Genomic DNA, 25,664 nt, shown 5'->3' on the forward strand with positions numbered 1-25,664 from the left:
CTAATTTACCCCCATTTTCGAGAGAGCAGTCTCCACAGCAAAATCCAGATAAGGACTGGAAAAGCGGGAACGCGCCTGACAGATCGCCTCCCTGTCTTGGGAGGAACCGCCAAGTTCTCCTAAATACTCCACCGCGCTCCCCACTACGTTCACGTCTGGATCTCTCAGCACAACCTCGCGGAGCAGGGGTAAGGCGCCGGAGAAGTGCCCCTCCCCAACTACTCTCACGGCAAGAAGGCGGACATCGGGATCCGGGTCGCAAAGCAGCGCCCTGACCACGTGCTCCGCTTTATCCCCTAACTCCTGGAGAATTTCCGCGGCAGCGTTTCTGACGTAAGCATTGCTGCTCCTGAGGAGCCTCGCTGCTTCCTCGCCCACCTCCGCCGTTCCAATGCGGCAAAGAGACACAAGGCAGGCCTCCTGAACGGCGCGGCACTCGTCGCTTGCGAGGCGGGAGACAAGACCGCTGACAGCTTCAAATGTAGGGTAGTCACCCAGCTCCTCCGCCGCCCGCAGCCTCTCCGCCGCGTCCCGGCTCTCAAGCAAACCCAGGAGCTCCTTTAGATCTCTCAAGCTTCCTCCCCTCCACCGCATCCACAATCAACCTGGGGATTTCATAGGCGGGCGCCAGGACCTCTGCCCCGCCGCGCTCCCAAACCTCGCGGGGCATCCCCCAAACAACGGCCGTTTCTTCGGACTCGGCGATGATGCGGCCCCCTCCCCTCTTAATCAAAGCCATTTCATCCGCGCCGTCACTTCCCATTCCGGTGAGCATCACCCCGACGATTTGATCATCTTTCATAAGCTGGCGCAGGCTCTGGAGGGTAACTCCCACCGAAGGAACGTACAGAGAGCCGCGGGGCTCCCGGGAGAGGCGCACCACCAGCTCCTTTTTTCCCGCCCCCCGGCTGAATTTCAGGTGATAGCCCCCGCGCGCCACCACAATCAACCCTCTCGTAAGGAGCTCCCCATCTTCGGCCTCTTTCACATGCAGGGCGCAGGTTTCATTGAGGCGTGAAGCAAAGTACCTGGTAAAGCCTTCAGGCATGTGCTGGACAACCACCACCGGAGCAGGAAGATCTCCCGGTAGTTGGGGCAGGACTTCGCCAAGGGTCTTCGGCCCCCCTGTTGAAACCCCGATAACAACAACCTTTTCGAACGAAGCCCCCGGAGAAACTGATGATTTTCGGGGGGCAGCAGCACGCTGCCGCCCCGAAACCGGCACGCGGCTCTTCACCTTTGCTCGCGCCGCGGCTCTCACCTTTCTCCTGATTTCTTCGCCCACCTGGTCGATGCCCAGGGAAACCGTTCCCTCAGGCTTCGCGACGCACTCCACCGCTCCAAGCTCAAATGCCTCGAAAGTGGCCAGCGCCCCCCGCTGGGTGAGAGAAGAAATGACCACCACAGGGCAAGGGGCGGTGTGCATGATATACTGGAGGGCGGTAAGTCCGTCCATTTTGGGCATATTCAAGTCAAGAGTGATTACATCGGGTCTCAGTGCAAGGTTCTTTTCTACAGCTTCTTCTCCGTCCCGCGCCATCTCGACAACTTCGAGGCCGGGGTCTTCCTCGAGGATCTTCCTGAGGTACTTCCTCATAAGGGCAGAGTCGTCAACCACCAGAACTCTGATCCGTCTCTTCACGAAACCTCTCTAATTCGCTCCTTTCCTCTTTGTTAAGGAGGCGCAAAAGGTCAAGCAGAATCAGGATGCGCTCCCCCCGACGCGCCTTCCCGATCCCGCTCAAAAAACCGGTGTCATCAGACTCCAGGAAGACCTCGGGAACCTGTTCAACATCCCGCCGGGGGATCTTCAGGACTTCGCGCACCGCATCAACAATCAGCCCCGTCCTGGTATCACCGAGGTCGACCACGACGATCCTGTGCGCCTCGCTCCTGCTTTGCTTCTCCAACCCGAAGCGTGTGCGCAGGTCGACAACAGGGATCACCTGCCCTCTGATGTTGACAACTCCTTCGATAAACTCCGGTGCTTTGGGAACGGCAAAGATTTGGGGAACCCTGATGATTTCCTGCACCTGGGAGATGGGGGCGCCGTATTCCTCCCCTGCAAGCAAAAAAGTGACATACTGGTCCTCGTCATTCCCCAGGTCCTGGCTCTCCTGGGCTTCGGCTTCCTGATCCTGATCGAACACCGCGGACTCGAAGCCCGAGGCGGCACTGAACAGTTTCCCGGCATCAAGGATGTTCACGAGCCTCTCTTCGCCGAGCTTGCACACTCCGCTGATAAACTCCGAGTCCTTCGTTCTGAGGAGGGCGGGAACAGGTTCGATCTGCTTTTCAGACACCCGGAGAACCTCCGAAACGCTGTCAACGGCAAAACCGGCGGTGATTCTCCTCAGATCGTTGACGAGGTTTACCACAACAACGCGGCACCGCTCGTCAAGCTCCCCATCACCCATGCCAAGCAGGCTTCCCAGGCGAACGAGAGGAAGGAGCTTCCCCCTTAAGGTGGCCACTCCCTCGCAGTAGTCGGGGGCGCCGGGCACCTTGCTGATCGTCTTGGGAAGGTGCAAAATCTCCTGCACATCCATGATGTCAATGGCGTATTCTTCGTCCCTCACGCGAAAGCTGACAAACTGGCGCTCCTGGCCCTGGTCGCCTTCCAATCTTTCCCGGACATCCCCCGAGGCAGCGCGTCGCGCCACCGCCCCGGTTCTTTTCTCAAGGCGCGGAAAAAGCCGGGCCACATTGACTACCAGCACCAGGGCATCTTCTTCTCCTGTTTTAGCTACTCCCTCAACGAACTCGTCGCGCCCTGCTTCCCTGGCCTCGATATCCTTGAGGGCCACAGTCACGACATCAGAAACGCGGTCCACAACAAATCCCAGTTTTCTTCCTTGATAGTCGACCACGATGACGCGGCTCGCTTCGTCAAAGTCCCTCCGCTCGAGGCCAAAACGCACCCTGCTGTTCACCACGGTGAGGATCGTGCCCCTAAGGTTGGCCAGGCCTTCTACATAAGGAGGGGCAAGAGGCGTCTTTGTCAGTGCAGGCATTCTGATAATTTCCTGCACAAATTCAATGTCAACCCCGTATTTCTCCTTGCCAAGGTAAAAGGAAACAAACTGCCTGGTTTCATCTGCCATCGGGGACCCCCCTACAGTTGCTGCAACTCGTCCGCCATTGCAGCAATCTCCTCGATCGCCCGCGCCAGCTCTTCGGCTCCAGAAGCCTGCTGGCGCGCCGCCGCTGCCGCCTCCTCAGCAGCCGAGGCCGCCTCCTGGGCAGCAGTAGCAATCTGTTCCACGCCCTTGCGCGCCTGACCCACAGCAGCAGCAATTTGGGTGGCGTTGTCGGCAACCTCGCGGGCGCTCTCTACAACCAGCTTCATGTCCTGCTCGATGGTCACCAGGTCCTGGGTAATCTTGCGCGCCTTTTCTACCTCCTGTTTTGTTGTTTCCCCTACTGCTTCTACGTCCCTGAGCACCACCTGCACCTGCTCCTGAATTGCCTTGACGAGGTCCTTGATCTGCTCGGCGTTCCTGGCACTGTCCTGGGCGAGGTTCCTGATGTCCGAAGCAACAACTGCAAAGCCTTTCCCGTATTCCCCGGCGCGCGCCGCCTCGATTGCCCCGCTGACCGCGAGCATATTGGTCTGGATCCCCACATTAACGATGGTATCCACAATTTTGTCGATCTGGCGCGTCCTTTTTTCCAGCTGCCGGATCTTCTGGACATTCTCTATATTAGCCCGCAGTGCGGACTCAACTCCGGCAATAAGGTCATCCACATTTGCCTTGTTGCGCCCCAACAGCTCGGAGAGCGCCTGAATGCGCTCGAGGGAAGCATTCGCCTTGTCGAGAATTACGTTCACCCCCTGGTCCATCTGTCCTGCCGCGGTCGCGGAATCTTCTGCTGCCTTTGCCTGTTGAGCAGCACCCTGAGATATCTGCTGCAGGGCCGTCATGATCTGCTGGGCCGACTGGTTCATTTCAGCAATTGCCGCAGACAGCTCCTCGGCGGCAGCAGCTAAATTCTCGGCAGATTTCTGAACATCAGTTGAGGAACGCAAGACTTCGGCCATCTCGGCGAGTTCCGCAGCGCTCGTAGAAATCTGCTCCAGGGCTTTGGTCTGCTGCTCAACAGATCCCAAAACTTCCTGAGAGGCCTGCGCCTGCTCCTCTGCTGTTTTGGCGATTTGAGCAGAACCGTTACGGAAGGACTCGGCAACACCCACGGACTCTTGGGAAAGCTTGTCGATCTCCCGCGAGCCCTCTACAACCTCTGCCATGTCTCTGGCTATCCTCGCCAGATCCGCAGTAACGCCCTTGCCTTTTTCCACCTCCTGGCGCGCTACTTCCGCGGCCTTGTTGATCTCTTCAGCAATAACCCGCACCTCGCTCTGGATAATCCCCACTAACTCCCTGATGTCGTTGGCGGCCTTTTCCGAGGTTTCCGCAAGTGTCCGCACCTCGTCGGCAACAACAGCAAACCCCTTCCCATGCTCTCCCGCCCGGGCCGCCTCAATGGCAGCATTCAGGGCCAGCAGGTTGGTCTGGTCGGCAATGTTGACGACGGTAGACACGATGTTTCCGATATTCTCTGCTTCCCGCTCTAGCTCCCCTACCAGGCGCGCGGATTCTGCATTCTTGTCGGCGGCGTCATTTATCCCCTGGATCAACCCTTCGATCTCTCCGGAGTTAACGCCCACAAGGTTCTGGATAGCCACTCCTCTTTCTAAAGAAACCCTTACGGCCTCCGCAGCCCTTTCGATGTTACCGAGTATTTGGGTGATAGCAGCAAGAGACTCCTCGCAGGCTCCACCGGCCTGTTCAGCGCCCGAAGCAATCTGATCCATCGCGGACTTCAGTTCTTCGCAGGCACTTGAAGCCTCTTGAACCCCGGCGGAAAGCTCATCTGTGGCAGCAGCGATGCGCTCTGCAATCTGCTGCTGCTTGGCGTAGGTCCGCGCCTGCCTGCGCTGTGCCTCAAGCCTCCGCCTGTCGACCTGATCCTTGAGAGCAACACCCGCCTCCTTCGTCTCGGTCTTGCCGGCCCCCACGCGCGACGGGGGCAGTGCCAGTGTTTTTTCGTCAGCCAACTTCCATCCCTCCAGATTTTTAATATTTGCTTAAGGTGCCGCAGCAGGCACCAGATTCGCCCGTCTTAAAAAGCAAAAAGCACAGGGACCGGGTTCAAAACCCCCCGACCTGTGCTTTTGAAAAAAGCCGGAATGCTCATAAAAGCAAATTGTGGTTTTGCAAAAATATTAATAGATACAATTATTGATTGATTGATTGATTGATTGATTGATTGATTGATTGATTGATTGGCAAAGAACGTGCCAGCCATCAAATACACCCCTGACAGTCCGTAATTCTAATGGTTTTTCATCAAAAAAGCTAGATATCTTAAAATCTCTCCGGACATCCCGTAAAGAGGAAAACTATGCCAGAGGTACTAAATTTACCTTCGACATAGGTCCCTATTTTTCCTGCTGTTGTTCAAAAATTTCACAAACAATTTTAAGATTCAATTCCTAATATGCGATGAATCAACGACGGCTAAGGCATGGGCGCCGCGGCGCCCCCCATGACACTCATATTTAAATTACGAAGCGATCGCTTGCCTCCTTGAGCTTTTCCATCAACTCCACGAGGTTCCGGGCATAGCTGCTGATGCTTTCGGCAGAGGCGCTCATCTCTTCCGCCGCCGCGCTGATTTCTTCGGCGGAGGAGGCATTCTCCTGGGAAAGGGCAGCAATGCTCGCCACCTCGCGGTTGACGCGCTCGCTCTGCTCCCGCACCGTCTTCGCTTCCTCCCTGATCTGGCCGAGCAGGCCGTTTATCTTCGACGCGCCTTGCGCGATGGCAAGAAAGTGCTCGAGAGAGTCCTTTCCGGCGGCCCTCTGCTCCGCCACCCGCGCCCCGGCCTCCTCCGCAGCCTGCACCGCGCGGGCAATGTCCTCGGCGATTTTTCCGACTACGGCAGCCACTTCTCCCGCCTGGGTCCGGGACTGCTCGGCGAGCTTGCGCACCTCCTCGGCCACCACCGCAAAGCCGCGCCCGTGCTCCCCGGCGCGGGCGGCTTCGATCGCAGCGTTCAGGGCGAGGAGGTTCGTCTGGTCCGCGATTCCCGTGATCACGTCCGCGATTCCCGAGATCTGGCGGGCGCGCTCCTCCAGCACGTTCATGACCTCGCGCAGGGTTCCGGTCTTGGCCGCGGTTTCTTCTATCTTGGAGGCAAGCTCCTCCATCAACTTTTCACCTTCTTTTGTGCGGGCCGCCGTTTCTTCGGTGCTGGCGGCAATATCTTCAATCCGCTGCTCCAGCGCCTGAGTGCGCCTCAGGCTCTCTTCTGAAGCCTGCGTAATCGCTGTCACGGTGTTTGCCGTATCCTGCGCCCCTGCGGAGACCTGGCCGATCGCCTCCGCTACCTGCTCGGAGGCCCGCGCGGACTCTTCAGAGGTCCGGGAGATCTCCCTCACCGCCCCGTCCAGGTTGGCAACCGCCTCCTTGACGGCTCCCACAATCGCCTGCGTGTTCGCCACCATTTTCCTGAGGGCCCTGCCCAGAACGCCGAGTTCTGCACCGTAGTTTTCCTGCACCTCAACGCGGAGGTCGCCGGTCGCAAGGGTTTCCGCCTGGGACGCAAACCGCACAACCGGATTGGCAATTCCGCCGGCGATGATAAAGGCAAGCACCGCCACCAAGACGGCGAGGAGGATGCTTCCGTAAATCGCAGACCTCATAATCGCCCCGGCGGGAGCCAGGAACTCCTGCACCGGAGAGGTGACAACCGCCGCCCAGCCGGCGCTCTTTACCGGCGACCAGGCAACGAACTTGTCGATTCCCTTGAATACGTAGCGGTCAAATCCTTCTCCCCCCTTGATGATCTCGCTGCCCACCCGGTTCAGGCTTTCGGACTCAGACTTCGTGATGTTGAGCTTGAATATCTGGTTCGGATCGGGGTGCGCGATCGCCACTCCCTGCGCGTCCACCAGATAGGCGTAGCCGTCCCTGCCGAAGCGGGTCGCCTCCACATCAGCAGCAAAGCGCTCGAACCCGACATTCCCGCCGAAAACCCCAATCACTTTTCCTTCCCGCACCACAGGAACGGCAAGGGAAATCACCTTCGTCCCGGTAGTTTGGCTAGTCCGCGCCTCCGATACTGCACGCTCGCCCTGCAGCGCTTTCTGGAAGTAGCCGCGCCCGCTCATGTCTACTTCCGCGCCCGCGGAGTTGATCGCCTTCCCGTCGGGTGGGGCAAAAAAGACGAGTTCGATTTCTGCGGGCAGCGTGCTCTTGAGCCTCACGAGCTCGGCCGAAATCCGGTCCCGCTCCCCGGAGGCAAAAACGGGTGAGGCGGCTATTGCCTCGATCTGGCTGAACGTCTCTTTGAGAAAGTTGTCGACTCCGGCGGAAAGCGTGCGGGAAAGGGCGGCCATGCTGTTTTTCCCGAGTTCAGTCAGTTCCTTGCGCGCCGTATACTGCTGGCTGGCCACGATGATTCCGAGCGGAACGAAGGCAATCACAAGGAACCAGGCCAGGAGCCTCCCTTTAAGCGAATCCTTCAAGCCCCTCCAGAACATAAAAAGCCCCCCCCATCAAAACTTTCGGAATATATATTATCGGGTGATCCCTTTCTGCCTGTTCCTTTCACCCCGCTTCCTTTTTGAATCCAAAAAATAAAAAAGCGCGCGCCCAAACGCGCGATAAGCGCCCTGCAACGCCCGCCAGAAACCTCAGAACGTGGTTAAGATTATCGGTGATTGATTGATTGATTGATTGATTGATTGATTGATTGATTGATTGATTGATTGATTGATTGATTGATTGATTGATTGCAAAGAGTGTGCCAGTTTAAAGCGATCGCTTCCCTCATGCGCTCCCCTCACGACAACATGCGATTCCAGCCGGTCTTCGCAAGCAAGCAGACCGAAATCCCTCTCCCAAATGGAAAACGGTGCCAGAGTTGAAATTACAATTCGATACGAATCCCATTTTTCCTGCTGCTTGCCGGCAAGTTCAGGAAAAAGGGCCTATTTTTAAGAGCAGCCAGGAGGGATTTCCCGTTGTTCCGTTTTCTTTGAGGAAGCGGTGCCATAAGCAAAACCCCCCTTCGCTTTTTTTTGGGGGGCGGCAAAAAGCTTTCCTTGACAAGAGATTATCCAGATTGCTAATATTTAGATGATTATCAAACTATCAAAACAGTAAGAGGCCAACTATGAACAAAAATATTAAAAACTTCACCAGAATTTTCAAAACCCTCGCCGATGAAAACAGGATAAAAATATTGTTATCGGTTCACAAAAAAGAATGTAAATGTGAAGGAAATGAGCCTTTCAACCGAAACGAAACCTGCATTAAAGACTTGTCAAAATCCTTAAACATTACTATCCCCACAATTTCTCATCACATTAAAGAACTTGTAAACGCAGGTCTTATCACAACAAAAAAAGAAGGAAGGTGGGTCTATTGCAGGATAAATCAGAAAGCATTTCAAGAAGTCTGCAGTTTTCTGAACAACTTCTCAACAAGGAAAGGTCGAGGCTATCAAAAAAACTCAATAAAAGGAGGCAGTAATATGGCAAAGAAAATTGGAGCAAAAACCAACAGCGTGACTGTACAAGAACAAAAAGGCTGTGGATGTGATGCATGTGGACCGGCCCCCAGAGAATCAACAGAAAATACCGCAGGAAAGCTGCTAAAAATCAGGTGGCAAAGATTGATATTCGAGGGAGAAACATGTCCAAGATGTGGATCAACAGAGAAAGAGGTTGACAGGGCAGTTTCCACCCTCAAGCAATCTCTCGCTCCGTTAGGAATTGAAGTTATTGTAGAAAAGGAAGAACTTTCTGTTGCAGAGTTCAAAGAAGATCCCTTACAGTCGAATCGAATTTGGATTAACAACCGCCCGCTGGAGGATTGGATTGAAGGAAGGGTCGGCCGCAGTCCCTGCTGTGATGTTTGCGGCCCTTCGGAGTGCAGAACTCTTGAAGTAGAAGGAAAAATATATGAAGCAATTCCGGCAGAATTAATAATTAAAGCAGGGCTTATTGCTGCCTCAGAATTAGCTGGCGAAGATGCAAATTAAAATTCTTCCGGCTGCAAAAAACCCTTTTCACCTTCCAGCGAAGCGGTGAAAAGGGAGTCGAGCTAAGCACAGCTTTATTTGGCGGAGAGGGTGGGATTCGAACCCACGAGGCAGGTTTCGGCCCGCCTACTCGATTTCGAGTCGAGCGCTTTCAACCGGACTCAGCCACCTCTCCGCGCCACACCTGTTTCCATGAAACGGCAAAAACCAGCTGGTTTCCTCTTGAATCCAAAAACGCCGGAGAGTCTGCCTTAAATCAGGGAACCGAATCTTCATCCCCTTCGGTCGGGGCTCCCGCGCCCCTGCGCAGGAACTGGAAAAACTCCCTCAGGATCCGGGCGCAGGCTTCCTCGCAGACGCCGCCCGCGACCTCGACCCGGTGGTTGAAGCAGTCCTGCCCCAGAAGATCGACGCAGCTTCCCGCCGCCCCTCCCTTGGGGTCCCGCGCCCCGTAGACGAGCCGCTTCAGGCGCGCCTGAATCGCCGCTCCCGCGCACATCGGGCAGGGCTCCATCGTCACATACAGGGTGCACTCATTCAGGCGCCACCCGCCGGCAACCTGGGCAGCCTCCCGGAGGGCAAGAAGCTCGGCATGGGCTGTGGGATCACCGAGGCGCTCCCGCAAGTTGTGCCCGCGCCCGATGATCTTTCCCTCTTTTACAACCACCGCACCCACCGGCACTTCCCCTTTGGCAGCGGCGCGGCGGGCTTCCCTGAGGGCCTCCTTCATAAACTTTTCGTCCGCCTGATCTGCCGCGCTTACCGGCGCCGACCTGGAGTTTTCCCCATCGGGCAGCTCCGTTGCTTCCACGCTCCCCTGCAAGGAGAAAATGGCGCGCCCGGAGGGACTCGAACCCCCGACACGCGGTTTAGGAAACCGCTGCTCTATCCTCCTGAGCTACGGGCGCAAAATAAACGAATGTATTAAAATGGCGGAGAGAGAGGGATTCGAACCCTCGAGGCAGGGTTTAAGCCCCGCCTAATCGCTTAGCAGGCGATCGCCTTCAGCCAGCTCGGCCATCTCTCCGCAAAAAAATTTACAAAATTATGTTATGGTGCGCCCGGAGGGACTTGAACCCCCAACCTACAGATCCGTAGTCTGTCGCTCTATCCAGTTGAGCTACGGGCGCAAAACAGATGATGCCTCTGAAATGGCGGAGGGGGTGGGATTCGAACCCACGGGGCCCGCAAGGAGCCCAACGATTTTCAAGACCGCCTCCTTAAGCCGCTCGGACACCCCTCCAACAGGAGCAACGAGCACGGGAAAACCCGCGCCGCCTCTGCAGCCAGTATAGCACACGCTCCCTTCCCTGTCAAGCCAGCGCAGCCCTGAGTCATCCCTGTCCGCAAGGAAGGAGGTTGTCAGGAGGCGAGAGTCCTGTGATGAGGCATCAGCAAGGAGCCGATTTGCTTCGAAAAAATTTTTTAAAAGTTTTTTTAGAAAAGGAGGAATTTTTCAGGTCGATATCTAATATAATAATTAGTGCTATTACTAACACCGGTTGATTTTAAAACCTTACAAAGGCAAAGGAGGGTTTTTTATGAATCTTATTAACGAGAACAAAACAGGAGTGGCCAGGGGAACTGTTGTGGAGGAAGACGTGAAGCGAGAGTTTCGAGGAGAAACGATGGAGGTTGGGCTTTACCTCGCGATGGCGCGGCAGGCCCAGAGAGAAGGGTTCCCAGAGGTGGCAGAGGTGCTCAGGTCCATTGCGATGGATGAAGCCTGGCATGCGGCCAGATTCGCAGAGCTCAACGGCCTCATTTCCGACACCAGGTCGAACATTGAAAAAATGCTCCAGGGCGAAATCGAGGCAAACAACGGCAAAAAACAGGCCGCCGTCAGAGCCAAAGAAGCCGGTATCGACGAAGCCCACGATGTCCTGGACGAATCATCAAGGGATGAGGCCCGCCATGCCCGCGCCCTGAAGGGCCTCCTGGAAAGATATTTTAAGCAGGGATAACGTCGGTGCCGAGATACGGGCGCAGGGCAGGGGGAATGACAACCGAGCCGTCCTCCTGCTGGTAGTTCTCCAGAATCGCCGCAAGGGTGCGCCCCACCGCAAGCCCGGACCCGTTCAGCGTGTGGACAAAGCGGGGGCGCGCCCCGGGCTCCGGCCGGTAGCGGATGTTGGCGCGCCGCGCCTGGAAGTCCTCGAAATTGCTGCAGGACGAAATCTCCCGGTAGCAGCCGGCGCTCGGAAACCAGACCTCCAGGTCGTAGGTTTTTGCGGCCGCAAAACCCAGGTCCCCGGTGGAGAGGACAACCACCCGGTAGGGGAGGCCCAGGCGCCGCAGCACCTCCTCGGCATCATCCGTGAGCTGCTCCAGCTGGGCGTAGGAATCCTCCGGCCTGGTGAACTTCACCAGCTCCACCTTGTTGAACTGATGCTGCCGGATCAGCCCCCGGGTGTCCCTTCCCGCAGCCCCCGCCTCGGCCCGGAAGCAGGCGCTGTACGCCGTCAGGGAAATGGGCAGGGCGTCCCCGGGGAGGATTTCGTCCCGGAAGAGGTTGGTAACCGGCACCTCCGCCGTCGGGATCAAAAAGAGGTCTTCTCTGTTGCAGAGAAACATGTCCTCCTCAAATTTAGGGAGCTGGCCGGTTCCGGTCATGGTGGCCCGGTTCACCAGAAAGGGGGGAAAGATCTCCGTGTACCCCTGCTCCCTGACGTGGAGATCGAGCATGAAGTTGATCAGGGCGCGCTCCAACCGCGCCCCCCACCCCTTCAGCACCGTGAACCTCGCCCCGGCGATCTTGGCCCCCCGGGCGAAGTCCAGGATATCGAGCGCCTCCCCGATCTCCCAGTGGGGGCGCGGCGGGAAGGAGAAGGTCCGGGGCTCCCCCTCCACCCGCAGAACCACGTTTGCCGTCTCGTCGGGGCCGACGGGCACCGAGGAGTGGGGAATGTTGGGAATCAAGAGCAGGGCCGCCTCGAGCTTTTGCGCGAGGTCCGCAAGCTCCTGGTCGATCTCCTTGATCCGGCGGGAAATTTCCTTCACTTCCTGAATCAATCCCGTGGCGTCCTGTCTTGCCGCCTTTAAGCGCCCCACCTCCTCGGAGAGGGTGTTCCGGCGGTGCCTGAGCTGTTCTCCTTCCGCGAGCAGCCCGCGGCGGGCCTCGTCCCAGGCAAGAACCTCGTCTACATTGAAGGTGTTCCCGCGCCTTATAAGAGCCTCTTTCACAACCTCGGGATGGGTTCGGATAAATTTCAGATCGAGCAAGGTCTTTCACTCCTTCTCCTTGGTTGGCTTCCCCCGTTCTCCCCGCCTCAAAGCGGCCCGGCCTCCGGAGGCCGCAGCAGAAACGCGGCAATGCCTTCCGGGAGGCCAATCCCACCGCCGCCGTCTGGAGCGGAACTGCAAGCAGACGCTACAGAGAAACGACCTTGACGTTGAGGATTCCGCCCACCCGGCGCAGCTTTTCCAGGGTCTCCTCATCGACAGGCGAGTCCACGCTCAGGGTCATCAGCGCCTCTTCGCCCCGGGTGCAGCGGCCGACCTGCATCATGGCGATGTTGATCTGGGCCTGCCCGAGCACCGAGGCAAAGGGGCCGATCACCCCCGGCCGGTCGATGTGGTCCACAAAAAGCATGTAGGGGGTGGGAATGATGTCCATCTTGTAGCGGTTCACCTGGACAATGCGCGGCCCGTTGTCCCAGGCGATGGTTCCGGCATACTCGGCCTGGGTCCCGTTCCCGGCGATCTTTGCCGTGATCAGGTTCACATAGCCGGACCTGCTCCCTTCGTCCTGCCGTTCAAAGACCCGGATGCCGCGGTTTTCGGCAAGCCAGCCGGCGTTGACCATGTTCACGTTGTCGCCCATAACAGGCTTGAGAAGCCCCTTCAGGAAGGCAAGGGTGATAATCCCCGTTTCCCTCCTGGCAATTTCGCCGCTGTAGGTAAGTTCCACCCGCTCCACGGGAGCCTTTTCCAGCTGGTAGTAAAGCTTCCCCAGCTGCTCCGCAAGCAAAAAGTAGGGGCGCAGGGTGTTGATCTCTTCTCCCAGGAGGCAGGGAAGGTTCACCGTATTGGGGACGATCTCCCCCCGCAGGGCTCCCAGCACGTAGGCGGCGACATCCGTCCCCACCCGGTGCTGCGCCTCGTAAGTGGTCGCCCCCAGGTGGGGGGTAACGACCACGTTGTCGAATTCGAGCAGGGGATTCCCCGTGCACGGCTCCTTGGTGAAAACGTCCAGGGCGGCGCTGGCAACGATCCCCTCCCGAAGAGCGTCGGCCAGGGCCTTTTCATCAATAATGCCGCCCCGCGCGCAGTTCACTACCCTGACCCCCCGCTTTGCAATCCGGAACTGCTCGGCCCCGATCATTCCGATGGTCTCCTCGGTCTTCGGCGTATGGACGGTGATCATATCTGCCTCCCGCACCAGGTCGTTCAGAGTTTCCTTGCGCTCCGCCCCAAACCGCTTGAAGCGCTCCAGCGGGATGTAGGGGTCGTAGGCAATCACCCGCATTCCGAAGGCCTTCAAACGGGTCGCAACCAGAGACCCGATCCGGCCCAAACCCACGATCCCCACGGTCTTCCCGTAAAGCTCGTTTCCCATGAAGCGGCTCCGCCCCCACCCTCCGCTCTTCACCACATGGTGGGCCTGTGGAAGATTCCGGGCCGCCGCCAGCATCAGGGCAATGGTCTGCTCTGCAGCGGAAATGCTGTTGCTGTCGGGGGTGTTGACCACCACTACACCATAGCGGGTAGCCGCATCCACATCGATGTTGTCAACGCCGTTTCCGGCACGCCCCACAACCTTCAGCTTTTTTCCCCGGCGCAGGACCTCCTCCGTCACCAGCGGGACGCTCCGCACGATCAGGGCGTCGTAGTTTTCAATGATCTCCTCCAGTTCCGGCTGGCTGATCCCGATCCTGACGTCCACCTCCGCCTCCTGGCGGAGCATTTCCAGGGCTTCGTCGACAATCTTGTCGCCCACGAGAATTCTCGGCCTTGTGTTCTCCGCGTGCTCCATCCTCCTCAACTCCCTCCTTCCCCGGCTGCGGCAAGCGCAACCTTCTGGGCCGCCCTGACCCCCCGCCCCAGCTCCACCGGATGGCCGCAGAGGTCAAGGGTCATTTCCAGGGCGGCAAGCACGGCAATAATGTCCAGATCCTGAACATAGCCCAGGTGCCCGATCCGGAAGATCTTGTTCTCGAGCTGGCGCTGGCCGCCAGCCACCACCACGTTGAACTTCTCCCGGAGCACCCGGCGGATGGTGTTGGCCTCGATCCCGGCGGGGCTCAAAACGGCGGTCACGGCGCTTGAGGCAACCTCGTCTGCTGCGAGCAGTTCGAGGTTGAGCGCCCGCGCCCCCTGGCGCACCATCTCCCGGTGCCGCCTGTGGCGCGCAAAGATGTTCTCCAGCCCCTCGGCCTCGATCATCTTCAGGGACTCGACAAGGGCCGAAAGCTGGGGAAGCGCCGGGGTATAGGGCGTCTGGCCCTTCGCCGCCGACTTGCGGGCGGCCTCCACATCCCAGTAGTAGCGGGCGTTGGTGCAGCGGGCGGCAGCCTCCCAGGCGCGGGGGCTGAGGCACAAAAAAGAGAGACCGGGTGGAATCATAAAGCTCTTCTGCGAGCCCGCCACAACCACGTCGATGTTCCAGGCATCGGTTTCCAGCTCCATTGCCCCCAGGCTGCTCACCGCGTCCACGATGAAAAGAGCCGGGTGGTCCCCCAGGGCGCTGCGCAGCCCCCGCAGATCGTTGGTCACGCCAGTCGAGGTTTCATTGTGCGTGACAAAGACGGCCCTGATCTCCTGTTTTTCGTCCTTTTTAATGACATCCGCAACAGCCGCCGGATCTGCGGCCGTCCCCCAGGGAAAATCCAGCTTCTCAACCCGGGCGCCAAAGCGCCCGGCGATTTCCGCAAAGCGGTCCCCGAAAACCCCAATGGAAACCACCAAAACCTTTTCTCCGGGTGAAACGAAGTTCGCAACGGCAGCCTCCATCGCCCCGGTTCCTGCCGAGGGAAAGATGATGATTTCGTTCTGGGTGCGGAAGACCTTCTTCAACCCCTCTGTTACTTCCTCCAGCAGCGCCTTAAATTCGGGCCCCCGGTGGTTGATCATCGGCCTGGCCAGAGCCCGCAGGACCCGGGGGGGCACCGGCGTAGGCCCCGGCAGCATCAGGTACTGTTTCTCCTCCATTTTTCTCCTCCTCGGCAAAGTAGACGTAACAAAAAACCCCCGCCCCGTTATGGGACGAGAGGTCTTCCCCGCGTTGCCACCCAATTTGGTCCACGGCGCAGTAAGCCGCGACCCCCTTTCCGGTCGTTAACGGAATCCACCGTACCCCTTCACCCGGCCGGAGCCGGTTTGCGGGGTCAGCTCCAGGGGGGATTCCAGCCGCCTGCCCGCCGGCTCCCACCAGCCGCCGGCTCTCTGGAAGAAAACAGGACTGCTGTACTTGGCCCCTTCATCGCCCTTTTGCCGTCAAACCATACTGTACCGCTCGGCGCATGCAGCCTCTCCCGCGCCTTTCAGGATGGGCCTCCTCGCCCCAGGCGCTGGCGGAACACCTGGTTCCCTTGCCGCGATTATACCACATAAGCAGGAAAGAGGCAAATTTTTCTCAAAATTTTTTTCCGGCTGCCGCAAGATTCAGAAAATAGCGGTGCAGGCGAAGATCCGGCGTCAGTTCGGGGTGAAAGGTTGCCGCAACCAGCTTCCCCTGCCGCGCCAGGACGATTCCCTCCCTGTACCGGGCCAGCACCTCAACCCCAGGGCCTGCCGCCTCGATCAAGGGGGCGCGGATAAAAACGGCCGGAAAGGGATCGGCGCCCAGGCACGGAATTTCCAGTTGGGTCTCGAAGCTGTCCACCTGCCGGCCGTAGGCGTTCCGGCAGATCCTGATGTCCATCAACCCCAGCCGCTTCTGGTCGCTCCCCACGATCTCGCGGGCGAGGAGAATTGCTCCGGCGCAGGTCCCAAAAATGGGGAGGCCTTTCTGCGCCTCTTCCAGGATCGGCTCCGCCAGTCCAAAATCGAAGACCAGCTTCCCAATCGTAGTGCTTTCCCCGCCGGGAAGAACAAGGGCCTCGATCCCCTCCAGGTCCCGGGGCTTCCGCACCTCCACAACGTCACAGCCGCAGCGCTCCAGGGCTTGGGCGTGCTCCCGAAAGGCCCCCTGCATCGCTAAAACACCGGCTTTCACTTCTTCAGGTCCCTTCCTTAAACGGTTTTTGCTTCGCTGCCTCCGGGCATTTCCGCGGCGGTTTTTTTGCCTTGAGAACCTGCACTCCCGGCTACCAGCCCCGGACCGCCAGGCGCTCTTCCGGGGCGAGAGCGGCAAGCTCCAGACCCCGCATCGCTTCGCCCAAACCCCGCGAGACTTCCGCCAGCACCTGCGGGTCGTTGTAATGGGTCACCGCGGCCACGATCGCCCGCGCCCGCGCCGCAGGATCGGAGGACTTGAAGATGCCGGACCCCACAAAGACCCCGTCCGCACCCAGCTGCATCATCAGAGCAGCATCGGCCGGTGTGGCAATTCCGCCCGCCGCGAAGTTGACAACGGGGAGGCGCCCCGATGCGGCGACCTCCTTCACCAGCTCAAAAGGTGCCCCCAGCTTCTTGGCAGCGGCCATCAACTCTTCAGGAGGGAGGCTCTGCAGCCAGCGAATCTCGCCCATGACGGTGCGCATGTGCCTCACCGCCTCCACGATATTGCCGGTCCCCGCCTCCCCCTTCGTCCGGATCATCGCCGCCCCTTCCCCGATTCTCCGCAGGGCCTCGCCAAGGTCGCGCGCCCCGCAGACGAAGGGAACACGAAACCGGTGCTTGTCGATGTGGTGAAACTCGTCTGCAGGTGTGAGAACCTCGCTCTCATCGATGTAGTCCACACCCAAAGCCTCGAGAATCTGGGCCTCCACAAAATGCCCGATCCGGGCCTTCGCCATCACCGGGATGGTAACCGCGTCCATAATCCGCAAAATCACGTCGGGATCGGCCATCCGGGCGACCCCCCCGGCGGCCCTGATATCGGCAGGAACCCGTTCCAGGGCCATCACCGCACAGGCCCCGGCAGCCTCGGCGATCCTCGCCTGTTCCGGCGTGGTGACATCCATAATCACTCCGCCTTTAAGCATTTCCGCAAGCCCTTTTTTCAGTCTCCAGGTTCCCTTCGCCTCCATTTGCAACCCGTCCTTTCTCCATCCGCTCTCCTTTGCTGTTATTCTACTCCATGCAGCCTTCCCTGGCAAGATAAACGGTTTGCGATTTTAACCCGAATTTAACCTGAAGGAAAAGAATTTTTCTCCCGGAATCCTGATGAAGGAACTTTCGCGAGGGCAACCAGCCGGTCTCCCGGCTCCAGGCGCATCAGCCGGACCCCCTGGGTGGCGCGCCCCTGCTGGGGTATCTCCCGGACCGCGAGCCTGATCATGCTTCCTTCGCCGCTCATCAGGAGCACCTCATCCTGCTCGCCCACCACCTTGATCCCCGCGAGGGGCCCATTCCGCTCCGTTACCTTCAGGGTAATAATCCCTTTTCCGCCGCGCCCCTGCCGCCGGTACTCTTCGAGCAGGGTCCGCTTTCCGTAGCCTTTCTCCGTCGCAGCCAGCAGCTGCCCCTGCGGCCGCACCTGCTCCATCCCGACCACTTCATCGCCGGGCCGGAGGCGGATCCCCCGCACCCCGGCAGCGGTGCGCCCCATCGGACGCACCTCCTCCTCGTGGAAGCGCAGCACCAGTCCGGCGCGGGTCGCAAGAAGCAGTTCGCTTTCCCCGCCGGTAAGCTTAACCCCGATCAGCTCGTCCCCGGGGTGCAGGCGGAGGGCAATAATCCCGTCTCTCCGGGCTGATTCGTACTCTCTGAGCCTTCCCTTCTTCACCATCCCCTGCTTCGTCGCAAGGAACAGATAATGCTCCTCGCCGTACTCCCGCAGGGGAATCACCGCCGTCACCTCCTCATCCCCGGCCAGCGGGAGGAGGTTGACCAGGGCGACCCCCTTCGCCTGGCGGCTCCCCTCAGGGAGATCGTAGACCTTGAGGCGGTAAACCTTCCCCTTGTTCGTGAAGAACAGGAGGTAGTGAAGGGTTGTGGTGACAAAGAGGTGCTCCACAAAGTCCTCGTCGCGGGTCGTGAGGGCAGTGACCCCCCGTCCCCCCCGGTGCTGGCCGCGGTAGACCTGGACGGGGATCCGCTTGATGTAGCCGCGCCGGGTGAGGGTAATCACCACGATCTCCTCAGGGATAATGTCTTCCCTGGAAACCTCCGGGGGGGGACCGACGATTTGCGTGCGCCGGGTATCCCCGAACTTTTCCTTGAACTCGAGAAGCTCGGTCCGGATCACGCCCCGGATCAGGTCCTCCCGCGCCAGGAGCTCCTTAAGGTGGGCGATCCTTTCTTCAAGCTCCCTGCGCTCACTTTCCACCTTTTCCCGCTCCAGGGCGGTCAACCGCTGGAGGCGCATATCCAGGATCGCCTGCGCCTGGCGCTCGGTCAGAAGAAAGCCCTCCTGCAGCCCCTGCCGCGCCTCCTCCACGTTCTTCGCGCGGCGGATCAGGGCGATCACTTCGTCGATGCGCCGGAGGGCGATCACCAGCCCCTCCACGATGTGGAGGCGTTCTTCGGCGCGCCGCAACTGGTACTGCGTCCGGCGCGTCACCACAACAATCTGGTGGTTGAGGTAGTGCTCCAGAACCTGGCGAAGGTTTAAAACCCGGGGCTCCCCATCCACGAGGGCGAGCATGATCACCCCGAAGGTTTCCTGGAGCTGGGTGTGCCTGTACAGCCTGTTCAGGATGACGCGGGGGTTCGCCTCGCGCCTCAGTTCCAGGACGACCCGCATCCCCGTCCGGTCGGACTCATCCCGCAGGTCGCTCACCCCGTCGATCTTCTTCTCCCGGATCAGCTCGGCAATCCGCTCCACGAGCCGCGCCTTGTTCACCTGGTAGGGAAGCTCGGTGATCACGATGTGAGCCCGCCCCCCCGGGCCCTTCTCAATGGAAGCGCGCCCCTGCATCACCACCGTCCCCCGGCCGGTTTCGTAAGCCGCCCGCACCCCCTCCTGGCCGAGGATGAACCCGCCGGTGGGGAAGTCGGGCCCGGGGATGAACCGCATCAGGTCCTGGACCGTTGCCTCCGGGTGGTCGATCAGGTAAACAAGGCCGTCGATCACCTCGGCCAGGTTGTGCGGGGGGATGTTGGTGGCCATCCCCACGGCAATTCCTGAAGAGCCGTTGATCAGAAGGTTGGGGATCCTGCTGGGCAGGATGGCAGGCTCCTTGAGAGAACCGTCGTAGTTGGGGACGAAGTCAACAGTTTCCTGGTCGATGTCGGCAAGCACCGCCAGGGCCACCGGCGCCAGCCGGACCTCTGTATAGCGCATTGCCGCCGGGGCGTCCCCATCCACCGACCCGAAGTTGCCGTGCCCGTCCACAAGGGGATAGCGGCAGGCGAAATCCTGGGCCAGCCGGACAAGGGCGTCGTAAACCGCCGCATCCCCGTGCGGGTGGTAGCGCGCCAGGACGTTCCCCACCACTACGGCGGACTTCTTGTGGGGCCTGTCGGGACCCATCCCGGCGTCGTACATCGCGTAGAGAATCCGCCTGTGCACGGGCTTCAGGCCGTCCCGGACGTCGGGGAGGGCGCGCCCGACAATCACGCTCATGGCGTAGTCCAGATAGGATTTCTGCACTTCCTCGTTGATGTCTACAGGCAAGACCACACTTCCCGGTGCCGCCACAGTTCTGTCTTCCTCCCGTCATGTTCTACCTTCCCCTGCATTTTACCACACTCGTGAAGCGAGATCTATCTTGCTGCGGGCGGCCTGAACAAACTGCCCGCGGCGGCAGCCTCCTCCCGGGCACCCACCGCCTCCAGGCAGGGGAGCCTCCTCCGCCTGCGTTTTTTTCTCTCTGGTGTACCGAAAAACATTTTGAAAAAATACCGCTTCGGATATAATTTTTGGTAGAGACCATACTCACGTGTATATCAGGGAGCGCTCTCAAATGGAAAACGAAACCTCAGGCCTCCTCGCGGAGCTGGCCCGGGAGCCGGATCGATTAAAAAAGATCCTGAAAACCCTGGCCCTCATCACCGAACAGATTCAGCCCCTCAAACCCATCGTGGTCGGCGGTGCGGCGCTGGAATTCTACACCCTGGGCGGCTACACCACGAAGGACGTCGACCTTGTCGTTGGCGACCGGAGGCGGCTGGACCAGGTGCTGCGTGATCTGGGTTTCCGGCGCACCGAAGGAAGACACTGGTACAGCGAACTGCTGGACATGGCCATCGAAGCTCCGGATGAGGTGCTTGCCGGATCCGAGGATAAAATCACAACTGTTACGGTCGGGGGCAAAAGGGTATACCTGATCGGCCCCGAAGACCTGATCGTTGACAGGCTGGCCGCGGCTAAATACTGGCAGAACTGCGAGGAGGATTTCAACCTGGCAGTGCGCCTGCTGGTTCTTCACAACCAGCGCATTGACTTAAACTACCTCAAAGAAGCCGCGCGGAAAGAATTCGTTGAGGATATTTTAAACAGAGCGCTCCGGAAGAGCCAGAAATATCTCAAAAAGCTGGAAGGGCTGGATCGGGTATGAAGGAAGTTGAATTCGACCGGTACCGTGCCGAACTGCTGGAAAAAAAGCGCAGGCTTGACAGAATCCTTCCCCCCGCCGGAAGGAGGCACAGACTCGTGCGCGCCCCGGGGGAGGCATTTCTTTTGGCCCTCCTGGACGCGAGGCGGTGGGAGCGCGCCCTGGCCGCAGGAGAAATCGAAGCAACGGGCCCGCGAGAGTTCAGGCTGCCCGATAAGGTTTTATTTAAGGTGGACTAAGTTAAAAACCGCGGCGCCCGAGGGGAACTTCCGGGCCGGCCGCGGTTTTGCTTCATCCCTCAGATGTCGAGGTTGCGGACCTCGCGGGCATGCGCCTGGATAAAGTCCCGGCGGGGCTCCACCTTTTCGCCCATCAGGATCGTGAAAATTTCGTCCGCCCGGACAGCATCCTCCAGGGTCACCTGGAGCATCGTCCGCTTTTCGGGGTTCATCGTGGTCTCCCAGAGCTGCTCGGGGTTCATCTCCCCCAGCCCCTTGTAGCGCTGGATGGTCACGTGATCCGAGTTCCACTTCGCGAGGAGCTGCTCCAGTTCCTGGTCGCTGTAAAGGTAGTGCTGCTCCTTCCCCTTCTGCACCCGGTAGAGGGGGGGCTGGGCGATGTAAATGTAGCCGGCCTCGATCAGAGGCCTCATGTAGCGGTAGAAAAAGGTGAGCAAAAGCGTCCTGATATGGGACCCGTCCACATCGGCGTCGCTCATGATCACGATCCTGTGGTAGCGCGCCTTCTCGAGGTCGAAGTCGTCTAAAATCCCCGTTCCCACGGCGGTGATGATGCTCTTGATCTCTTCATTGGCCAGGAGCTTATCCAGGCGCGCCTTCTCGGCGTTGATGATTTTCCCCCTGAGAGGAAGGATCGCCTGGAACCGCCGGTCCCGCCCCTGCTTTGCGGAACCGCCTGCGGAATCCCCCTCGACGATGTAGAGCTCGCACTCCTCCGGGTTCCTGGAAACGCAGTCAGCCAGCTTCCCCGGGAGGGTCAGGTGGTCGAGGGCATTTTTGCGCCGGGTAAGCTCCCGCGCCTTCCGGGCCGCCTCCCGCGCCCGGGCGGCCTTCACCGCCTTCTCCGCGATCAGGCGGGCCGGCCCCGGATTTTCCTCAAAAAAAACCGCCAGGTGCTCGGTGACAACAGAGTCAACGATCCCCCGCACTTCGCTGTTGCCGAGCTTGGTCTTCGTCTGCCCCTCGAATTGGGGCTCTTTGAGTTTGATGCTCAGGACCGCGGTGAGCCCCTCCCGGACATCCTCACCGGTGAGGTTCTCCTCGTTTTCCTTCAAAAATCCGAAGCGCCTGGCGTAGTCGTTGACGACCCGCGTCAGGGCCGTTTTGAATCCGGTCTCGTGGGTGCCCCCCTCCTGGGTGTGGATGTTGTTCACAAAGGAGTAGATGTTCTCGACATACCCCGTGTGGTACTGGAGGGCGGCCTCGATGAGAACCCCCTCTTTGCGGGTGGTGAAATAGATCGGGTCGGGATGCAGGGCTTCCTTATTGCGGTTGAGGCCCCTGACGAAGTCGGCGATCCCTCCCTCGTGGCAAAAGGTCAGGGTTTCTCCTTTTTCCTCGTCGACTAAAGTGAAGCGCAGCCCCCTGTTCAGGTAGGAAAGATCCCGGAGCCGCGAGGCGATGAGATCCCGGCTGAACTTCCGGTCCGGGAAGATCTGGGCATCAGGGAGGAAGCGGATCGTCGTCCCGGTACCGCGCGCCTCACCCGCTTCCTTCAAAGGGGTCTTTACCTTTCCCCGCTCGTAGCGCTGCACGTAGCGCTTTCCCTCGCGCCTCACTTCCACCTGCAGCCAGCGGGAGAGGGCATTCACGACGGACAGGCCGACCCCGTGCAGCCCGCCCGTGATCTCGTACCCGTTTCCCCCAAACTTCCCGCCGGCATGGAGAAGGGTCAGGGCCGCCTCGAGGGCCGGGCGGCCGGTTTTGGGGTGGATGTCCACCGGGATCCCCCTGCCGTTGTCGCTGACCGTGACACTCCCGTCTCGATTGAGGACGACCTCGATCCGGTCGCAGTAACCGGCCAGCGCCTCATCCACGCTGTTGTCGACCAGCTCAAAAACCAGCTGGTGCAATCCCCGCGTCCCGGTGTTTCCGATGTACATCCCGGGACGGCGCCGCACGGCCTCGATTCCCTCCAGGACCTCGATCTGACTGGCATCATACGTGCTCCCGTTTCGGTTTTCCTCCCGTTCGCGAACCATTTTCACTACCTCCTTTGCTCCACCGCCGGCGGCAAGCTGTCAATCTTCCTCAGAACCTGCCTGTTTTCCTTAATTTTTATTCCAGCCCTCTTGAATTATAACATATCGCAGGGCCGTCCCGAAACATGCGTTCTGAAGAGGCGCCGGCGCCCTTTCCGGAGGCTACCCCCTGACCCCCGGCCCTCCCGACCGGGCCCTCTTCAGCAGCGTTGCCGAAGAAATCGGGGAAAAGTAAATCCGGTGCGTCGTCAGGATCGCGCTCTTCTCCCGCGTCTCCTTGCTGATATGGACCGCCGCCTGCTCCTCGGCGGCAAAGCTCAAAAACTCCCGGGTCGCCTCCCGGGATTTCACCGCTTCCAGGTCGATGATCGCGACCAGCTCCTCCAGAGGAATTACAACATCTCCCCCCAGGTGCAAATACATCCCATCACCCCCTCGATCCCAGGTCAGCACGTAACATAGAAAATATCAGGTGTGAGCTGCGTCTTCTCCCTTGCTTCCCCGTTAAAATGCGATGTTGCGGTTGCGATCACCTGCTTTTTGAGCCGCAGCTCCGCGAGCACCTGCCTCCGGCGGGCCGGGTCAAGCTCTGAAAAGACATCATCCAGAAGAAGCAGGGGCTCGGCTTTCCGCTCCTCCCCGAGCAGGCGGTACTGCCCGATTTTCAGGGCAAGGGCAAGCAGCCTCTGCTCCCCCTGGGAGCAGTACAGGCGCGCCTCGCGGCCGCGCAGGTAAAAGCGCAGATCATCCCGGTGGGGGCCGGCGGGGGTTGCCCTCCAGCGCTCTGCAAGGGGTTGCAGCCGGGAAAGGGCCTCCAGAAAGAGCTCCCTGTACTCAACCTCCTCCCGCGCCTCCAGAGAGGGGGGAACCACCTGCGAAACGTAGGCCCCGTCCAGGTCCCCGTTCCCTCCGAGAAAGGAGAAAACCTCGCGGCTCAGTTCAATCAGCCTCTTAAAAACCGCAAGGCGGCGGCCCAGGATCCGGGCCCCGATCTCAACCAGCTGCAGATCCCAGGGCCTCAACTCCTCCTCCCTGAAGACTCCCTGCCTGAGCAGGTTGTTGCGCTGGAGCAGCACCTCCTGGTAGCTGTGCAGATCCTTTGCATGCTGCGGCCTGACCTGGATCGTGATCAGGTCGAGAAAGCGCCGCCGCAGCCCGGGCGCCCCCTGCAGCAGGAGGAGATCGGCCGGCGAGAAGATGACTACGGGCAGGTACGCAGCGCAATTCCCGGAAAGCTCGCGCTTTCCGTTGATCCTCGTAATCTTCCGGCGCTCCGCACGCTGGTAAACGACCTCCAGCTCGTGGATAAGTCCGCCGGTCTGAACCTTCCCCCGGATCAAAAAAAAGTCTGAACCCCACCCCACAAGCACGTCATCCTGGTGCTGGCGGTAGGAATAACCTGCCCCCAGGTAAAAAATTCCCTCCAGGAGGTTGCTCTTCCCCGCGCCGTTGGCCCCGACCAGGACCGTAAAGCCCTCCGGTGGAAAAAAATCCAGATCCCGGTAATTGCGGAAGTTCTTGAAGTGAAGGTGAACCAGCATCAATCAGGACACTCCGTCGCCGGCACGGCAGACCGGAAGCACGAGGTGAAGGTAGGACCCTTCACCCTCCTCCCGGTAGACGGCGGGCCCGCTCGAGCCGTTGAGGCCCAGGCTGATCTCCTGATTATCCATGACCTTCAGCGGCTCCAGCAGGAAATGGGTGTTGAAAAAGGCTCTCATTTCCTGGTATTCGGCCCCTGAGCAAGCCGCGAGGGGTATCTCCTCCAGGTAAGAGCCGACCTGGGCGGCCTGGGCCGCAAGGCGCAAAGAATTTTCCTCAACCGTAACTTCCGCGACTGCGAAGGTGTCCGTTGGAGCGGCAAAAAGAGAGGCCCGCTCCAGCGCGTAAAGCAAAGCCTTGCGCTCAACCTCCACTCTCAATTCATCCCGCCCGGGGATCACCCGTTCATAGGCGGGAAACTGGCTTTCAAGGAGCCGGGCGGTAAGGCAGAAACGCGCCGTCTGGAAGCTGACCAGATTCTGCTCCCAGGCGACCCTCAGCTGGTCCTGGTCCTCAAGGAGCCTGTTCAATTCACCGAGCGCCCGCACGGGGATGAACAGCCCCGCACTCAATCCCTGAGTGCAGGGGAGCCGGTAAAGGGCAAGCCGGTAGGTGTCTGTTGCCGCGACGACTAGACTGTCCTCTTTAAACTCAAAGTAAACCCCTGCAAACTGCGGCCTCACGTCCTGGGATGCAGCTGCAAAGAGAACTTTTCTGACAATGTCCTTCCACCTTGCACCTTCAATCACTAATTCTTGCTGGCCGGTGTCCAGCCCTCTGGGCGCCGGCTGGAGAGGGGGGTAGTCGGAAGCGGGCCAGGTCTCCAGAGATGCGCGGCCCTGGGCAAAAGACACCTCCACCTGGCGCGTGATCTCGTTCCATGTTAGAACCAGTTCCCCCTCCGGCAGGCGGCGGATCAGGGTATCAAAGGGGCGCGCAAGAATCACGGTCTGGCCCGGCTCTTCGACCTTCGCCGGCACCGTGATCGTCAGGCTCAATTCCAGATCGGTCCCCTGGAGGACGAGGCGGTCTGCTTCACCGGTGATCAGGAGGCCGTTGAGAACGGGCAGCGCGGGCCGGGAGGGAACAATCCGGCTTAAGCTGGCTGCAGCTGTCATGAGCTGGTTTCGAGAGCAGCAGACCTTCACTAGAGAAAATTCCTCCCTGCTCAGTATATTTATTGATCATCTTGAGTATAATAGCAGGAGGTAGAGTAATAGGGCGCGGGATTTTGTGTATAACCAGTTTTCGGATTTTCAGAATACTGCCTCCTGCTGTTTTCTCTGTGTGGACAACCAGAGGAA

At 59.5% G+C, this 25,664-nt stretch carries 21 protein-coding genes, 5 tRNA genes and 1 other annotated feature; of the genes, 4 read left to right on the forward strand and 22 right to left on the reverse strand.

The genetic code is table 11. The features are described 5' to 3' along the window. The 6 genes from HPY58_06845 to HPY58_06870 all read right to left on the reverse strand — a co-directional run bounded on the left by HPY58_06845 (position 1) and on the right by HPY58_06870 (position 7,549). Positions 1-573: a HEAT repeat domain-containing protein gene (locus HPY58_06845; protein ID NPV29365.1), complete on the reverse strand. Its 573-nt coding sequence runs from the start codon at positions 571-573 to the stop codon at positions 1-3. Continuing rightward, positions 539-1,642 (reverse strand): chemotaxis response regulator protein-glutamate methylesterase, encoded by a 1,104-nt coding sequence (locus tag HPY58_06850; protein ID NPV29366.1) that lies wholly within the window; start codon positions 1,640-1,642, stop codon positions 539-541. The genes HPY58_06845 and HPY58_06850 overlap by 35 nt, the downstream gene beginning before the upstream one ends. Then, on the reverse strand, positions 1,611-3,104 hold the full coding sequence (locus HPY58_06855) for a purine-binding chemotaxis protein CheW (GenBank protein ID NPV29367.1): 1,494 nt from the start codon (positions 3,102-3,104) through the stop codon (positions 1,611-1,613). Before HPY58_06855 ends, HPY58_06850 begins: the two co-directional genes overlap by 32 nt. 11 nt (positions 3,105-3,115) lie before the next feature. Next, entirely contained in the window at positions 3,116-5,041 is a 1,926-nt protein-coding gene (locus HPY58_06860; GenBank protein NPV29368.1) for a methyl-accepting chemotaxis protein, read from the reverse strand. Between the two features lie 83 nt (positions 5,042-5,124). Then, positions 5,125-5,310, reverse strand: coding sequence for a hypothetical protein (locus HPY58_06865; GenBank protein NPV29369.1), 186 nt, complete (start codon positions 5,308-5,310; stop codon positions 5,125-5,127). A gap of 253 nt (positions 5,311-5,563) precedes the next feature. Further along, positions 5,564-7,549, reverse strand: a complete 1,986-nt coding sequence (locus tag HPY58_06870) for a methyl-accepting chemotaxis protein (GenBank protein ID NPV29370.1) — start codon at positions 7,547-7,549, stop codon at positions 5,564-5,566. A 635-nt stretch (positions 7,550-8,184) separates the two neighbouring features. Between HPY58_06870 and HPY58_06875 the strand changes: the two genes are divergently transcribed. Next, on the forward strand, positions 8,185-9,054 hold the full coding sequence (locus tag HPY58_06875; protein NPV29371.1) for a metalloregulator ArsR/SmtB family transcription factor: 870 nt from the start codon (positions 8,185-8,187) through the stop codon (positions 9,052-9,054). A gap of 79 nt (positions 9,055-9,133) precedes the next feature. On the opposite strand, the gene HPY58_06880 is transcribed toward HPY58_06875, so the two are convergent. From HPY58_06880 to HPY58_06905, 6 genes are all read right to left on the reverse strand, one after another. Next, a tRNA-Ser gene (locus HPY58_06880) sits at positions 9,134-9,229 on the reverse strand. Positions 9,230-9,310: 81 nt separating this feature from the next. Continuing rightward, positions 9,311-9,784 (reverse strand): nucleoside deaminase, encoded by a 474-nt coding sequence (locus HPY58_06885; protein NPV29372.1) that lies wholly within the window; start codon positions 9,782-9,784, stop codon positions 9,311-9,313. 101 nt (positions 9,785-9,885) lie between these two features. After that, positions 9,886-9,962, reverse strand: a tRNA-Arg gene (locus tag HPY58_06890). A gap of 22 nt (positions 9,963-9,984) precedes the next feature. Next, a tRNA-Ser gene (locus tag HPY58_06895) sits at positions 9,985-10,081 on the reverse strand. A 26-nt stretch (positions 10,082-10,107) separates the two neighbouring features. Then, positions 10,108-10,184 (reverse strand) — tRNA-Arg (locus HPY58_06900). Positions 10,185-10,206: 22 nt separating this feature from the next. Next, positions 10,207-10,297: transfer RNA gene (locus HPY58_06905), tRNA-Ser, on the reverse strand. Positions 10,298-10,595: 298 nt separating this feature from the next. On the opposite strand from HPY58_06905, the gene HPY58_06910 reads away from it, so the two are divergent. After that, on the forward strand, positions 10,596-11,018 hold the full coding sequence (locus HPY58_06910) for a rubrerythrin family protein (protein ID NPV29373.1): 423 nt from the start codon (positions 10,596-10,598) through the stop codon (positions 11,016-11,018). Here the strand turns inward: HPY58_06910 and serS are convergent. The 6 genes from serS to gyrA all read right to left on the reverse strand — a co-directional run bounded on the left by serS (position 11,005) and on the right by gyrA (position 19,741). Next, positions 11,005-12,276 carry a serine--tRNA ligase gene (gene serS, locus HPY58_06915; protein NPV29374.1) on the reverse strand — a complete coding sequence of 424 codons (1,272 nt, stop codon included), beginning with the start codon at positions 12,274-12,276 and terminating at the stop codon, positions 11,005-11,007. The genes HPY58_06910 and serS overlap by 14 nt on opposite strands. 148 nt (positions 12,277-12,424) lie before the next feature. Further along, the gene (locus tag HPY58_06920; protein ID NPV29375.1) at positions 12,425-14,029 is read right to left on the reverse strand and encodes a phosphoglycerate dehydrogenase; all 1,605 of its coding nucleotides are present in this window, start codon (positions 14,027-14,029) and stop codon (positions 12,425-12,427) included. A 5-nt stretch (positions 14,030-14,034) separates the two neighbouring features. After that, a complete protein-coding gene (locus HPY58_06925) occupies positions 14,035-15,204 on the reverse strand; it encodes an alanine--glyoxylate aminotransferase family protein (GenBank protein NPV29376.1) in 1,170 nt (389 codons plus the stop codon). Positions 15,205-15,251: 47 nt separating this feature from the next. Then, positions 15,252-15,485: a binding site (T-box leader), on the reverse strand. 143 nt (positions 15,486-15,628) lie between these two features. Further along, positions 15,629-16,210, reverse strand: coding sequence for a pyridoxal 5'-phosphate synthase glutaminase subunit PdxT (gene pdxT, locus HPY58_06930; GenBank protein ID NPV29377.1), 582 nt, complete (start codon positions 16,208-16,210; stop codon positions 15,629-15,631). Positions 16,211-16,301: 91 nt separating this feature from the next. Beyond that, complete coding sequence (gene pdxS / locus HPY58_06935) at positions 16,302-17,186, reverse strand: pyridoxal 5'-phosphate synthase lyase subunit PdxS (protein NPV29378.1); 885 nt, start codon at positions 17,184-17,186, stop codon at positions 16,302-16,304. Positions 17,187-17,284: 98 nt separating this feature from the next. Continuing rightward, a complete protein-coding gene (gene gyrA, locus HPY58_06940; protein NPV29379.1) occupies positions 17,285-19,741 on the reverse strand; it encodes a DNA gyrase subunit A in 2,457 nt (818 codons plus the stop codon). A gap of 265 nt (positions 19,742-20,006) precedes the next feature. Here gyrA and HPY58_06945 point away from each other — a divergent pair, with 265 nt between their 5' ends. Together HPY58_06945 and HPY58_06950 are read left to right on the forward strand one after the other, a co-directional pair. After that, complete coding sequence (locus HPY58_06945; protein NPV29380.1) at positions 20,007-20,600, forward strand: UbiD family decarboxylase; 594 nt, start codon at positions 20,007-20,009, stop codon at positions 20,598-20,600. Then, entirely contained in the window at positions 20,597-20,836 is a 240-nt protein-coding gene (locus HPY58_06950; protein ID NPV29381.1) for a hypothetical protein, read from the forward strand. Before HPY58_06945 ends, HPY58_06950 begins: the two co-directional genes overlap by 4 nt. Positions 20,837-20,895: 59 nt before the next feature. Here HPY58_06950 and gyrB read toward each other — a convergent pair whose 3' ends face one another. The 4 genes from gyrB to dnaN all read right to left on the reverse strand — a co-directional run bounded on the left by gyrB (position 20,896) and on the right by dnaN (position 25,508). Next, the gene (gene gyrB / locus HPY58_06955; GenBank protein NPV29382.1) at positions 20,896-22,818 is read right to left on the reverse strand and encodes a DNA topoisomerase (ATP-hydrolyzing) subunit B; all 1,923 of its coding nucleotides are present in this window, start codon (positions 22,816-22,818) and stop codon (positions 20,896-20,898) included. A 162-nt stretch (positions 22,819-22,980) separates the two neighbouring features. Further along, complete coding sequence (locus HPY58_06960) at positions 22,981-23,241, reverse strand: DUF370 domain-containing protein (protein NPV29383.1); 261 nt, start codon at positions 23,239-23,241, stop codon at positions 22,981-22,983. A 23-nt stretch (positions 23,242-23,264) separates the two neighbouring features. Continuing rightward, positions 23,265-24,362, reverse strand: a complete 1,098-nt coding sequence (locus tag HPY58_06965) for a DNA replication/repair protein RecF (protein ID NPV29384.1) — start codon at positions 24,360-24,362, stop codon at positions 23,265-23,267. After that, positions 24,363-25,508: a DNA polymerase III subunit beta gene (gene dnaN / locus HPY58_06970; protein ID NPV29385.1), complete on the reverse strand. Its 1,146-nt coding sequence runs from the start codon at positions 25,506-25,508 to the stop codon at positions 24,363-24,365. Between the last annotated feature and the right edge of the window lie 156 nt (positions 25,509-25,664).

It is taken from the genome of Bacillota bacterium, assembly GCA_013177945.1.
GTDB lineage: Bacteria > Bacillota > DSM-12270 > Thermacetogeniales > Thermacetogeniaceae > Ch130.

Coding starts and splice junctions, on each gene's coding strand:
- HPY58_06855 (NPV29367.1), bottom strand. CDS start 3,104: ATGGCAGATGAAACCAGGCAGTTTGTTTCCTTTTACCTTGGCAAGGAG.
- HPY58_06865 (NPV29369.1), bottom strand. CDS start 5,310: ATGGCTGGCACGTTCTTTGCCAATCAATCAATCAATCAATCAATCAAT.
- HPY58_06870 (NPV29370.1), bottom strand. CDS start 7,549: ATGTTCTGGAGGGGCTTGAAGGATTCGCTTAAAGGGAGGCTCCTGGCC.
- HPY58_06875 (NPV29371.1), top strand. CDS start 8,185: ATGAACAAAAATATTAAAAACTTCACCAGAATTTTCAAAACCCTCGCC.
- HPY58_06885 (NPV29372.1), bottom strand. CDS start 9,784: ATGAAGGAGGCCCTCAGGGAAGCCCGCCGCGCCGCTGCCAAAGGGGAA.
- HPY58_06910 (NPV29373.1), top strand. CDS start 10,596: ATGAATCTTATTAACGAGAACAAAACAGGAGTGGCCAGGGGAACTGTT.
- HPY58_06920 (NPV29375.1), bottom strand. CDS start 14,029: ATGGAGCACGCGGAGAACACAAGGCCGAGAATTCTCGTGGGCGACAAG.
- HPY58_06925 (NPV29376.1), bottom strand. CDS start 15,204: ATGGAGGAGAAACAGTACCTGATGCTGCCGGGGCCTACGCCGGTGCCC.
- pdxS (NPV29378.1), bottom strand. CDS start 17,186: ATGGAGGCGAAGGGAACCTGGAGACTGAAAAAAGGGCTTGCGGAAATG.
- HPY58_06945 (NPV29380.1), top strand. CDS start 20,007: ATGGAAAACGAAACCTCAGGCCTCCTCGCGGAGCTGGCCCGGGAGCCG.
- HPY58_06950 (NPV29381.1), top strand. CDS start 20,597: ATGAAGGAAGTTGAATTCGACCGGTACCGTGCCGAACTGCTGGAAAAA.
- gyrB (NPV29382.1), bottom strand. CDS start 22,818: ATGGTTCGCGAACGGGAGGAAAACCGAAACGGGAGCACGTATGATGCC.
- HPY58_06960 (NPV29383.1), bottom strand. CDS start 23,241: ATGTATTTGCACCTGGGGGGAGATGTTGTAATTCCTCTGGAGGAGCTG.